Here is a 12,097-nt window from a genome sequence, read left to right as displayed (position 1 = left end):
GTACACCGCTTGATACCCACGCGAGCCCGACGCGTTCTGCTCGTCGACGATAACGAAATGGCAGCAGAGCTGCTGGCAGAATTCCTGGCGCTTTCCGACATCGAGGTGCAGATCGCCGGCACCGGCGCCGATGCGCTCGAACGCAGCGCGGCCTTCGAACCCGACGCCATCATCCTCGACATACTGCTGCCCGACACCAACGGCTACGACCTGGCGGCCCGGCTGCGCGCGCAGCATCCACGGGCGCCGCGCCTCATTGCCCTGAGCGGCCTGCCGCGTGGCCAGCATGGCGGCGACGCCAGCGTTTTCGATGGCTGGGTCGAAAAACCGGCCGACCCCGACGCATTGACGGCGTTGCTGCTGAACGACTGAGACCTTCCATGGCACCGCATTCCGCCCCCATCGGCCCGGTTTCCGGCGTGCAATTCAAAGTGCTGGCCCAGGTGTTCGCGGTGCTGCGCCATGAAGCTCTCGCGCCCATTTCCAGCGCATCGCTGTCGGTTGCCATGTTGCGCCAGACGCCGGCAACCGCCCCGGCAGACCGCGAACGGCGCCAGGACGACCTGCTGTCCTGCCTGGATGGCATGCTGGAAGACAGTGCCGCCGAACTGCGGCGGATGGACAGTTGGTTCGATGATGCGGGCCACCGCGTGCCGCTGCACGACCTGCTCAAGGCCTGCCGTACCCTGCTGTTTTCACAACTGCTGCGCAGCGGCAAGCAGATCCTGCTGCCCGAATCCATTCCAGAGATCCTGCTGTCCGAACATGCGGCGCGCTATGTCGTCCTGGCGTGGCTGCTGTGCCTGATCGAATCCCTGCCCGAAGGCGCCCGGGTGCGCCTGGAGCTGGGCACGGACGACCAGTTGTGGGCCCAGCCGGAAGATCCGGCCGGCGCATCGGCCGGACCGCCCTGCGCTTCCAGTATCTCCCTGGACGAATGCCAGTCCATCGCCCGGCACTACGGCTGGCAGTGCCGGCGCCAGGGCAGCACCTGGATATTGCACCTGCCGCCCACGCCCGTACGCGCAGCCAGCCATGCCGCCCATGATTCGGTCCACGCCTGGCTGCGCGCCGGCACGGCGGAACGCCACGCCCGGCTGGACCAGAACCTGGCCCTGGCCCAACCCCACGCCGGGCTGTCCGAATACCTGGCGCACCTGCAGGCCTTATATGCCTGGTTGCAGCCGCTGGAGGCGCTGCTATGGGAACTGCCCTGGCCGGACACGCTGTGCGCGGCGGAAAGGCGCGACAAATCCGGCTGGATCGCCAGCGATCTGGCCCACGCCGGCCTGCCCCCCCCGGACGAGCGCTGCACTGACCTTCCCGTTCCACGCGCGCCCGATGCCTATGCCTTGGGCGTGGCCTACGTCATCGAGGGATCCCAGCTGGGCGGGCGAATACTGGCCCGCCAACTGGCCGAGCGCATGCCCGGCGCGTCCGGTTCGCCGCTGCGTTATCTGAACGGCTACGGCCCGCGCCTGGGCCCGTTGTGGCAAGTTTTCCTGACACATCTGAATGCCGAGCTGCACGATGCCGACACCCGCGCCCAGGCCCTGGCCGGCGCCTGCGATGCGTTCGACACCCTGACGCGCTGGTTCCAGAGCCGGGATGTCCTGCGCCAGGCATAGGGCCTGAAAACTAGGCGGCTCCGCCCCGGCGGGCCCGCATGGCCTGGCCAATGTCGCCCAGTGCCTGGTCGCTCAGCAGCCTGGCGGCCATGGGCAGCAGCTCTTCTTCTTCACGCTGGATGTGCGTGGCGTACAGGGCGCAAAAAGCGTCCACCTGCGCCGCGTCCAGCTCGGCGGAGCGGCCGTCCTCCACCGCCTGCAGGGGCCCATGCAGGCGGCGCCAGGCGGCCTCGAGCTGGCGATGTTCCCGCGTCAGTCCGTCTACCAATGCATGTAGGCACACTGCATCAGACCCGGCCATGGATTCGATCAGGGCCGGGAAAAGGTCTTCCTCTTCGTCGCTATGGTGATGCACGGCGGCGGTATCGAAATACCGCAACACACTGGCCGCGGCCGTTTGCGCCGCGGCGTCGGCGCCATGCGCGGCCACGTGGGCCGCCAGCCGTTTCAGCGTGGCGCATTGGCGCCCCATGCGTTCATGGCACGCCGACAACAAGTCCAGCGGCGCGTCCGGCCCTGCGGCCGGCGAGGAAAACCCGGGAAAGTTCACAGCCATCTTCGTGTCTGCCAAGATGGGGGCCTGTCACCCCATGTTCTGCCGCCACCAAAGCCGCACCGAATCCCAGGTACGGCCCACCAGCCCGGCCTGCGGCACCGCATCCAGCGCCACCACGGGCCATTGCATCATCGGCTTGCCATCCACCAGCACCTGCAGCGCGCCAACCTGGTCGTTGGCGGCAATGGGCGCCACCAGCGGCTGCTGGCTGGTTACCACCGGCTTGACCTGGGCGGCAACAGGCACGGTGATATACGCATCGCGCGCCACGCCTATGGGCACGGAGTCGCGCTGGCCTTTCCACACCTGCGGCGTTTCCAGTGCCTGGCCACCAGCATACAGCTTAATGGTCTTGAAGCCGGCGAAGCCCCAGTTCAGCAGCACGCGGCTTTCTTCGGTACGCACGCGGTCCGAGGCGGTGCCCAGCACCACGGAAATCAGCCGCCGGCGCGCGCCCCCGTCTGGACGTTCGGCCGAGGCAATCAGGCAATACCCGGCCGCGTCGGTGTGCCCGGTCTTCAGGCCATCCACGCTGGGGTCCAGCCACAGCAGGCGATTGCGGTTCGACTGCGAGATATTGTTGTAGGTGAAGGTGCGCACCGAATCGTAGTGCTTGTACAAGGCCGGGAAATCGCGCACCAGGCGTTGCGCCAACACGGAAAGATCGCGCGCCGTGGAATACGTGCCGGGGTCGGAAAGCCCATGCGGGCTGGCAAACCGCGTATTGTTCAGCCCCATCTGGCCGGCCTGGTCGTTCATGCGCTGCACGAATGCTTCCACCGACCCCGACACCGCCTCGGCCAAGGCGATGGCGGCATCGTTGCCCGATTGCACCATCAGGCCGAAGAGCAGGTCATCGATCGACACGCGCTGCCCCGGCTCCAGGAACATCTTGGAACTGCCCGCCGCCACTTTCCAGGCCCGGGTCGACACCGTGACCTGTTGCTGCGCCGACAGTTGCCCGTCGCGCAAGGCCTGGAACACCACATAGGCGGTCATCACCTTGGTCAGCGACGCGGGCTCGACACGCGTGCCTGCATTGGACGATGCGATTTCCTGGCCGCTGGTGGCGTCCAGCAACAGCCAGGCCCTGGCGGTCAGGGGCGGCGGCACGACTTGCGCTTGCGCGCTCGCCAGGCAGGCGGCGGCAAGCAGCAGGCCGGCGCAGATTTTCTTGATCAAGGGATCTCCTACGGAATATCGATGGGACGCCGGCGCGGCGCGCGCCAGCGGAAATAGGCCGTGCGCTCGCGTTCGTCGCGCAAGCGCGCGGCCCGCACACGCAGCAGGTCTTTGCGGCCCACCAGCCCCACCAGGCGTCCGGTGGATCGCTCGACGATGGGCACGCGGCCCACGCCCGTCAGCGCCATGCGGTCGGCCACCTGGCTGGCCAGTTCGTCCGGATACGCGAGAAAAAGTTCGCGTCCAGCCAGCATTTCGCCCAGCGGCCTGGCATTATCCTCGTCTTCAAGTGTCCACGCCAGGCTATCGGCCCGCGTCATTTCCCCCACTACCACGCCCTGTTCGTCCACTACCGGATAAGCCGTGTGGCGCCGTTCCAGGGTGGTGAAGTGCGCAACCGCGTCGGCCACCCGCAGCGATGCAGGCAGGGTCTGGACATCGGTGGTCATCACGGCCTGCACACGCACCAGATCGAACGGGTCGACGTGATATTCGCGGGTGACATGGTGCCCGCGGCGCGCGATTTTCTCGGTCAGGATAGACCGCTTCAACAGCAGCACGGTCAGGCCGTAGGCAAATGCGCAAGCTGTCAGCACGGGCAGCAGCACACTGAAATTGCCGGTCAGCTCCACCGCGAACAATGTGGCGGTCAGGGGCGCGCGCATGGTGCCCCCCATCATCGCCGCCATCCCCAGCAGCGCCCAGAAGCCCGGATCGGCCTGCGGCAGCAGCGGCGCGGCCAAGGCACCCAGCGCTCCGCCGAAAATCAGCAACGGCGCCAGCACGCCACCCGACGTGCCCGACCCCAGGGCCACCGACCAGATCACCACTTTCACGATCAACAACAGCAGCACCGCCTGCACGGCCAGCCTGCCGGCCAGCAGATCGACGATGTTGTCGTACCCCACGCCCAGCGCGGCGGGCTCCACCAGCCCGCCCAACCCGATCACCAGGCCGCCTATGGCCGGCCACCACATCCAGTGGATCGGCAGTTTCTCGAACAGGTCTTCCGCCGCGTACACCATCGAGGTCAATACGCCCGACCCCAGGCCCGCCAGCACTCCCACGCCGGCCCACGCCACCATATGCGGCAGCGACGGCTCACCCACGCCCGCGTATGGGAAGATCGGCGCGGCGTCCAGCAACAGGGGGCGCGTGGCGGCCGCCACCACGGCCGCCACGGCCACCGGCAGGAAGCTGCGCGGTTTCCATTCGAACAGCAGCAACTCCACCGCCAGCAGAATGGCGGCCACCGGGGTGCCGAACACGGCGGTCATGCCGGCCGCGGCGCCGGCCACCAGCAGGGTTTTGCGTTCGCCGGAGCTCACGTGCACCATCTGTGCCAGCAACGATCCGATGGCGCCGCCGGTCATGATGATGGGCCCTTCCGCACCAAAGGGGCCGCCAGTGCCGATGGACACGGCCGACGACACCGGCTTTAGCACCGCCACCTTCGGCTGGATGCGGCTCTTGCCGATCAGGATCGCTTCCATGGCCTCGGGAATGCCATGGCCGCGGATTTTCTCCGAACCGTAGCGGGCCATCAGCCCGATGATCAGGCATCCGACCACCGGCACGGCCACGGCCGCCCAACCCAGGGTGTTGCCGGCAATGGGCAGGTCCTCCAGGGAAAAGCGTCCGTAGTAGGCCAGGTTGGTGCATAGCGTGATCAGGCGCAGCAGCACCCAGGCAGCGGCCACGCCGGCCAGCCCGACCACCGCGGCCAGCAGCATCAGCAGCAGCACGCGGCGATCGGTCGTGAAGTCGCCCAGGCGGGCAGTGCCCGGCGCGCGGGCGGCAGGAAAAGAGGCAGGGGAAGCCATATAAGGAAGACGGACAAAAAGAAACAGGACCGGCCACATGGCGGTCCTGGCAAGAAATATATCGTACAACGATATAAATTACAGACGCCTGACGCCTCGCTGCCGGTCCGGGTGTCCGCGCGTCATCCAACTCGCCACGCATGCGAACCGCGCGCATCGAACGCGGCACCGAGCCATAACGCCGCATTGTCGGAAAACAACATGTTTTAGGGCATCAAAACGCAGAAATACTCGCAGGAATGCGAAGTTCCGCTATCATCGGGCGCGAGGTGCCAAGTGCCGATCTTCGGTGCCGCGCTATCTCGTGTCCTCAACATACGGATTTCGACCATGGCTACCAAAGCAAAAGCTCCCGCCAAGAAAGTCACTAAAACGGCCGCCAAGGCCCCCGCCAAGAAGGCTCCGGCCAAAAAGGCAACCGCTGCCAAGACTGCCGTGAAGAAAGCGGCCGCCCCGGCTCCCCGCGCCATCAAGCAAGCGCTGAACAAATCGCAACTGGTTGCTCACCTGGTCGAACAGACTGGTGTCGAAGCCAAATCGGTGAAGGCCGTTCTGGCTAGCCTGGAAGGCGCCGTGCTGGGTTCGGTCGACAAAAAGGGCGCTGGCGAATTCTCGCTGCCCGGCCTGTTCAAAGTCACCGTGCAGAAGGTTCCCGCCAAGGCCAAGCGCTTCGGCAAAGATCCTTTCACCGGCGTAGAGCGCTGGTTCCCGGCCAAGCCCGCTTCGGTCAAGGTCAAGGTTCGCCCGCTCAAGAAGCTGAAAGACGCCGCCCAATAAGCGCTCGTCCCCGCAGTTTCATCGGCAAGGCCCGTCTCGCAAGAGGCGGGCCTTGCCGTTTCCGGCCCCCCTGATTTGACACGGCCCGGCTTGGCAATTATCTTTACGTCAAAATACTTGATATAAAGATATATGCGCGACCACGTCGACTTCGTCATTTCACAGTGGCACGAGCAGTGCCCGGACCTGGACGTTGCCCCCATGGCGGTCTTCAGCCGCCTGTTCCGCCTGCATACGCTGGCGGTGCGCGAGGTGGACGCCACTTTCCGCAAGCATGACCTGCACCAGGGCGAGTTCGACGTGCTGGCCACGCTGTACCGGGCCGGCCCGCCGCATGCGCTGAATCCGCAGGCGCTGGTCAGCGCCCTGCTGCTGTCGTCGGGCGCCATGACCAACCGGCTGGACCGCCTCGAAACAGCGGGCCTGCTGGTCCGCGAACCCAATCCAGGCGATCGCCGCAGCGTCGTGGTGTCGCTCACGCCGCCGGGCCTGCGGCTCATCAAGGCCGCGCTCGGCGACTATCTGCAAGAACTCGAGCAATTGCTTGCCCCCCTGCCTGCCGCCGACCGTAAACGCCTGGCGCTGCTGCTGCGCCGGTTGCTGTCCGCGCACGATCGGCGCACGCCCGGCGCCATCCGCGCCAGCGCCAGGCCCTGACCCACGCCGGACACTCTCTATCCCCGCAGCGCTTTCCATGCCTCTCGAATCCCCCCAGCCCACCCCGGCACCGCCCCTGACCACGCCCATCATCCTGCTGATGTCGGCGGCCACGGGCTTGATCGTGGCCAGCAACTACTACATGCAGCCGCTGCTGCACACCATCGGCCAGCATTTCCATTTATCCGAGACCGCCGCCGGCGGCATCGTCACCACCGCCCAGCTGGCCTACGCGGCCGGCCTCATCCTGCTGGTTCCCCTGGGCGACATGCTGGAGCGGCGCAGCCTCATCGTGGCAATGACCGTGCTGGCGGCGGCAGGCCTGCTGGTCTCGGCCTGCTCGAACAGCATCGCCATGCTGATGGCAGGCACCGCCCTCACCGCCTTCCTGTCGGTGGTGGCGCAAGTCCTGGTGCCCTTCGCGGCCACGCTGGCCGCGCCCCGGCAGCGCGGCAAGGCCGTGGGCACGGTCATGAGCGGCCTGCTTCTCGGCATTCTGCTGGCGCGCACTTTTGCCGGGGTGCTGGCCGAACTGGGCAGCTGGCGCACGGTGTACTGGGTGGCCGCGCTGCTCATGCTGGGCATGGCTGGCGCCCTGTGGCGCGTGCTGCCGCGCTACAAAAGCCCCATCGACCTGGATTATCGCGGCCTGCTGGGGTCCATTTTCCACCTGTATGCCAGCGAGCCCCTGTTCCGCGCCCGCTCGCTGCTGGGCGCGCTGATCTTCGCGGCGTTCAGCATGCTGTGGACACCGCTGACCTTCCTGCTGGCCAATCCGCCCTATTCCTATGGCGACAGCACGATCGGCCTGTTCGGGCTGGCGGGCGCCGCCGGCGCCATTGCCGCCAACCGGTTCGGCCGCATCAGCGACCGCGGCCGCGGCAACCAGGCCACCTACGCGGGCCTGGCCCTGCTGCTGGGTTCCTGGGCGCTGCTGGCGCTGGGCGGGCATTCGCTGGCCGCGCTGCTGGCCGGCGTGGTGGTGCTGGACATGGCCATCCAGGGGGTACATGTCACCAACCAGAGCACCCTGTACCGCCTGAGGCCCGACGCCCGCAGCCGGCTCACCGCCGGTTACATGACGTCGTATTTCCTGGGCGGAGCGGCCGGCTCGCTGGCCTCATCCGCGCTGTACGCCCATGCAGGGTGGCCGGGCGTCACCGCCGGCGGCGCCCTGGTCTGCGCGATCGCGCTGGCCTATGCGGCCCGTTCGCCCTCGGCGCGCATCCCCGAAACCCCGCCCGGGCCTGTTCGGACATAGCTACACCTATAATTAGGGGTTTGACCGCCGCGCATCTGCGGCGGCGGCCCACCTACCACCAGAAACGCGCACGAGTCCATGCAGGAACGCTACAGCCCCACCGCCGTCGAAGCAGCCGCCCACCAAGACTGGCAGGCCCGCGACGCCTATCGCGTCACCGAACACGCCCTGAACGCCGATGGTTCCGAAAGGCCCAAGTTCTACGCGTGCTCCATGCTGCCGTATCCCAGCGGCAAACTGCATATGGGCCACGTGCGCAACTACACCATCAACGACATGATGGCGCGGCAGCTTCGCATGCGCGGCTACAACGTGCTCATGCCCATGGGCTGGGACGCCTTCGGCATGCCGGCCGAAAATGCCGCCATCAAGTCCAAGGTGCCCCCGGCCAAATGGACATACGACAACATCGCCTACATGAAGAAGCAAATGAAGGCGATGGGCCTGGCCATCGACTGGTCGCGCGAAATGTGCGCCTGCGATCCCAAGTACTACAAATGGAACCAGTGGCTGTTCCTGAAGATGCTTGAAAAAGGCATCGCCTACCGCAAAACCCAGGTGGTCAACTGGGACCCGGTCGACCACACCGTGCTGGCCAACGAACAAGTCATCGACGGCCGCGGCTGGCGCTCCGGCGCCCCGGTGGAAAAACGCGAGATCCCCGGATACTACCTGCGCATTACCGACTATGCCGACGAACTGCTGGAACAGGTGCGCTCCGGCCTGCCCGGCTGGCCCGAACGCGTGCGCGTCATGCAGGAAAACTGGATAGGCAAGTCGGAAGGCGTGCGCTTTGCCTTCCCGCACACCATTTCCGACGCCGGCGGCCAGCTCATCCAGGACGGCAAGCTGTACGTCTTCACCACCCGCGCCGACACCATCATGGGTGTCACATTCTGCGCCGTGGCGCCCGAACACCCGCTGGCCACGCATGCGGCCGCGTCCAACCCCGAACTGGCCGACTTCATCGAACAATGCAAGCTGGGCGGCACCACCGAAGCCGAGATCGCCACGCGCGATAAGGCCGGCATGCGCACCGGCCTTGCCGTCACGCACCCGCTCACGGGCGACCAGGTCGAGGTCTGGGTGGGCAACTACGTGCTCATGAGCTACGGCGACGGCGCCGTCATGGGCGTGCCCGCGCACGACGAGCGCGACTTCGCCTTCGCCAAGAAGTACCAGTTGGCCATCCAGCCCGTGGTGGCCGTGCAGGACAAGGCCTATTCCACCGACGCCTGGCAAGAATGGTACGGCGACAAGCAAGGCGGCCGCACCGTGAATTCCGGCAAATACGACGGCCTGGCCTATGCCGAAGCCGTGGACGCCATCGCCGCCGATCTGGCCGCTCAAGGCCTGGGCGAAAAACAGACCACCTGGCGCCTGCGCGACTGGGGCATCTCGCGCCAGCGCTACTGGGGCACGCCCATCCCCATCATCCATTGCCCTGATTGCGGCCCCGTGCCGGTGCCCGAACAAGACCTGCCGGTGGTGCTGCCCGAAGACCTCATTCCCGATGGCAGCGGCAACCCGCTGGCCAAGCACGAGGCCTTCCTGTCGTGCGCCTGCCCCAGCTGCGGCAAGCCGGCGCGCCGCGAAACCGACACGATGGACACCTTCGTGGACTCGTCGTGGTATTTCATGCGCTACACCTCGCCGGGCAACGACAATGCCATGGTCGATGCCCGCAACGATTACTGGATGCCCATGGACCAGTACATCGGCGGCATCGAGCACGCGGTGCTGCACCTGCTGTATGCCCGCTTCTGGACGCGCGTCATGCGCGACCTCGGACTGCTGAACTTCGACGAGCCCTTCACCAAGCTGCTATGCCAGGGCATGGTGCTGAACCATATCTACTCGCGCAAGAACGCCCAGGGCGGCATCGAGTATTTCTGGCCCGAAGAAGTCGAGAACACCTACGACGCCAAGGGCGCCATCACCGGCGCCAGGCTCAAGTCCGACGGCTCCGGCATCACCTATGGCGGCGTGGGCACCATGTCCAAGTCCAAGAACAACGGCGTCGATCCGCAAGCCCTGATCGACACGCTGGGCGCCGACACTGCCCGCCTGTTCGTCATGTTCGCCAGCCCGCCGGAACAGACGCTCGAATGGTCCGATTCCGGCGTGGACGGCGCCAACCGCTTCCTGCGCCGCCTGTGGTCGCACTGCCACGCGCAGCACGCGGCGGTGGCGCGCGGCCTGGCCGCCGGTGCCGACTGGGCCCAGGCCCCCGCCGCCGTCAAAGACCTGCGCCGCGAAGTCTACGGCCTGCTCAAGCAGGCCGATTACGACTACCAGCGCATCCAGTACAACACGGTGGTGTCGGCATCCATGAAAATGCTCAACGCCATCGACGACGCCCAACTGCCCGACGGCGCGCATGCCGATGCCGCCCGGGCCGAAACCGTGGGCATCCTGCTGCGCGTGCTGTACCCCGTGGTGCCGCATGTCACCTGGCATCTGTGGCGCGACCTGGGCTATGCCGATTCCATGGGCGACCTGCTCGACGCGCCCTGGCCGCACGTGGACGAAGCCGCCCTGGTGGCCGAGGAAATCGAACTGATGCTGCAGGTCAATGGCAAGCTGCGCGGCTCCATCCGCGTGTCGGCCAAGGCCGCCAAGGAAGACATCGAAAAACTGGCCGCCGGCCAGGACGAAGTGGCCCGCTTTCTCGAGGGGCGTCCGCCCAAGCGGGTGATCGTCGTGCCGGGCAAGCTGGTCAACGTCGTAGGCTAAGAGGTTCTTCATGCATTTCGCCCCGCATCGCCTGCCATTCCTACGATCGCGCTGGCTGCTGCGCGGCGCCAGCCTGGCGGCCGTGCTGCTGCTGGCGGCGTGCGGCTTCGCATTGCGCGGCGTCACGCCCCTGCCGTTCGAGTCCCTGTATGTCGGCATTCCCGACAACACCCGCTTCGGCGCCGACGTGCGTCGCGCCCTGCGCGCGGCCTCGCCCGACACTCGCCTGGTCGGCCAGCCCGAAGACGCCCAGGCCGTCCTGCAAATGGTGCGCAACGACCGCTCGCTGCGCGAGGTGTCGCTGAACGCCCAGGGCCGGGTCGAAGAATACGAACTGGGCATCGTCTTCACTTTCCGCCTGGTCAGCAACAAGGGCGTGGCCATCCTGCCCGACACCACCCTGACCGTGTACCGCGAAATGCCGTACGACGACCAAGTGGTGCAGGCCAAGCAAGGCCAGATCGAAAGCCTGTACGAATCCATGCAGCAATCCCTGGTCAGCCGGCTGCTGCGGCGCCTGACGGCCCCCGACGTACGTGCCGCGGCCGCCGCGGCGCAGGGCGAACCCGCTGCCGACGCACCCGTGTTCGATCCCAACGCCACGCAGCCCAACGGGCGGCCCGAGACCTGGCGCACCCCCGGTTCCCCCGGTACCGGCCGCTGGTAAGCCATGGCACAGGCGCTCGATGCCGAACGGCTGGCCGACCACCTGCAGCGCGCGGGGCAGCGCCTGGCGCCCCTGTATACGTTGTCGGGCGACGAGCCCCTGCTGGTGACCGAAGCCATCGACGCCATACGGGCGGCCGCGCGCGCCGCCGGATACACCGACCGCACCAGCCTGGTCATGGATGCCCGCAGCGACTGGAGCGCGGTCGTGGCGGCCACGCAAAGCGTCTCGCTGTTCGGCGACAGGCGCGTCCTCGAGATCAAGCTGCCCACCGGCAAACCCGGCAAGGCGGGGGCCGACACCCTGGCGCGGCTGGCCGCCCAGGCGGCCGCGCAGCCCGATCCCGACACACTGATCCTGGTCGGACTGCCGCGCCTGGACAAGGCCACGCGCGATTCGAAATGGGCGCAGGCCCTGGCCCAGGGCGGCATCATGGTCGACCTGCCCACCATCGAACGCGGCCGCCTGCCGGCCTGGATCGGCGCGCGCCTGGCCCGCCAGAACCAGCGCGCCGACAATGCCACGCTGCAATGGATGGCCGACAAAGTCGAAGGCAATCTGCTGGCGGCCCACCAGGAAATCCAGAAACTCGGCCTGCTGTACCCAGAAGGCCAACTGGCCGCCGAAGATGTCGAGCGCGCCGTGCTCAACGTGGCCCGCTACGATGTTTTCGGCCTGCGCGATGCCATGCTGGCGGGCGACGCGCCGCGCACCGTGCGCATGATCTCCGGCTTGCGCGCCGAAGGCGAAGCCCTGCCCCTGGTGCTGTGGGCCGTCGGCGACGAAATCCGCCTGCTGGCGCGCGTGGCC

11 protein-coding genes are annotated in these 12,097 nt (G+C 67.0%); 8 read left to right on the top strand and 3 right to left on the bottom strand.

Going from position 1 to position 12,097, the window contains the following annotated elements:
• Positions 1-9 precede the first annotated feature (9 nt).
• Positions 10-372, top strand: a complete 363-nt coding sequence (locus LPZ50_RS02140; protein ID WP_268903139.1) for a response regulator — start codon at positions 10-12, stop codon at positions 370-372.
• Positions 373-380: 8 nt separating this feature from the next.
• On the top strand, positions 381-1,628 hold the full coding sequence (locus LPZ50_RS02135; protein ID WP_230657022.1) for a biliverdin-producing heme oxygenase: 1,248 nt from the start codon (positions 381-383) through the stop codon (positions 1,626-1,628).
• A gap of 10 nt (positions 1,629-1,638) precedes the next feature.
• Here LPZ50_RS02135 and LPZ50_RS02130 read toward each other — a convergent pair whose 3' ends face one another.
• The 3 genes from LPZ50_RS02130 to LPZ50_RS02120 are packed head-to-tail and all read right to left on the bottom strand — an operon-like array spanning position 1,639 to position 5,189.
• Entirely contained in the window at positions 1,639-2,184 is a 546-nt protein-coding gene (locus tag LPZ50_RS02130; protein WP_230657021.1) for a hemerythrin domain-containing protein, read from the bottom strand.
• A gap of 27 nt (positions 2,185-2,211) precedes the next feature.
• Entirely contained in the window at positions 2,212-3,363 is a 1,152-nt protein-coding gene (locus LPZ50_RS02125; protein WP_230657081.1) for a D-alanyl-D-alanine carboxypeptidase family protein, read from the bottom strand.
• An 11-nt stretch (positions 3,364-3,374) separates the two neighbouring features.
• Positions 3,375-5,189 carry a chloride channel protein gene (locus LPZ50_RS02120; RefSeq protein ID WP_230657019.1) on the bottom strand — a complete coding sequence of 605 codons (1,815 nt, stop codon included), beginning with the start codon at positions 5,187-5,189 and terminating at the stop codon, positions 3,375-3,377.
• A 330-nt stretch (positions 5,190-5,519) separates the two neighbouring features.
• Here LPZ50_RS02120 and LPZ50_RS02115 point away from each other — a divergent pair, with 330 nt between their 5' ends.
• The 6 genes from LPZ50_RS02115 to holA form a co-directional block, all read left to right on the top strand.
• On the top strand, positions 5,520-5,966 hold the full coding sequence (locus LPZ50_RS02115; protein ID WP_230657079.1) for an HU family DNA-binding protein: 447 nt from the start codon (positions 5,520-5,522) through the stop codon (positions 5,964-5,966).
• A 132-nt stretch (positions 5,967-6,098) separates the two neighbouring features.
• Positions 6,099-6,623 (top strand): MarR family winged helix-turn-helix transcriptional regulator, encoded by a 525-nt coding sequence (locus LPZ50_RS02110; protein ID WP_230657017.1) that lies wholly within the window; start codon positions 6,099-6,101, stop codon positions 6,621-6,623.
• A gap of 37 nt (positions 6,624-6,660) precedes the next feature.
• Positions 6,661-7,884, top strand: a complete 1,224-nt coding sequence (locus tag LPZ50_RS02105; RefSeq protein ID WP_230657015.1) for an MFS transporter — start codon at positions 6,661-6,663, stop codon at positions 7,882-7,884.
• Positions 7,885-7,962: 78 nt separating this feature from the next.
• Positions 7,963-10,620 (top strand): leucine--tRNA ligase, encoded by a 2,658-nt coding sequence (leuS, locus tag LPZ50_RS02100; RefSeq protein ID WP_230657013.1) that lies wholly within the window; start codon positions 7,963-7,965, stop codon positions 10,618-10,620.
• A gap of 10 nt (positions 10,621-10,630) precedes the next feature.
• Positions 10,631-11,287, top strand: coding sequence for an LPS assembly lipoprotein LptE (lptE, locus tag LPZ50_RS02095; RefSeq protein WP_230657012.1), 657 nt, complete (start codon positions 10,631-10,633; stop codon positions 11,285-11,287).
• 3 nt (positions 11,288-11,290) lie between these two features.
• Positions 11,291-12,097: DNA polymerase III subunit delta (gene holA, locus LPZ50_RS02090; RefSeq protein WP_230657010.1), on the top strand; the 807-nt coding region annotated here is incomplete at its 3' end.

Origin of the sequence: Bordetella petrii, assembly GCF_020991325.1 — a bacterium.
GTDB classification, from domain to species: domain Bacteria; phylum Pseudomonadota; class Gammaproteobacteria; order Burkholderiales; family Burkholderiaceae_B; genus Bordetella_A; species Bordetella_A petrii_E.
This window is presented reverse-complemented; position numbering and strand designations above follow the sequence as displayed.

Excerpts from the sequence above, each read along its gene's own strand:
- LPZ50_RS02135 (WP_230657022.1), top strand. The coding sequence starts at position 381 with ATGGCACCGCATTCCGCCCCCATCGGCCCGGTTTCCGGCGTGCAATTC.
- LPZ50_RS02120 (WP_230657019.1), bottom strand. The coding sequence starts at position 5,189 with ATGGCTTCCCCTGCCTCTTTTCCTGCCGCCCGCGCGCCGGGCACTGCC.
- LPZ50_RS02110 (WP_230657017.1), top strand. The coding sequence starts at position 6,099 with ATGCGCGACCACGTCGACTTCGTCATTTCACAGTGGCACGAGCAGTGC.
- leuS (WP_230657013.1), top strand. The coding sequence starts at position 7,963 with ATGCAGGAACGCTACAGCCCCACCGCCGTCGAAGCAGCCGCCCACCAA.
- LPZ50_RS02130 (WP_230657021.1), bottom strand. The coding sequence starts at position 2,184 with ATGGCTGTGAACTTTCCCGGGTTTTCCTCGCCGGCCGCAGGGCCGGAC.
- LPZ50_RS02115 (WP_230657079.1), top strand. The coding sequence starts at position 5,520 with ATGGCTACCAAAGCAAAAGCTCCCGCCAAGAAAGTCACTAAAACGGCC.
- LPZ50_RS02105 (WP_230657015.1), top strand. The coding sequence starts at position 6,661 with ATGCCTCTCGAATCCCCCCAGCCCACCCCGGCACCGCCCCTGACCACG.
- lptE (WP_230657012.1), top strand. The coding sequence starts at position 10,631 with ATGCATTTCGCCCCGCATCGCCTGCCATTCCTACGATCGCGCTGGCTG.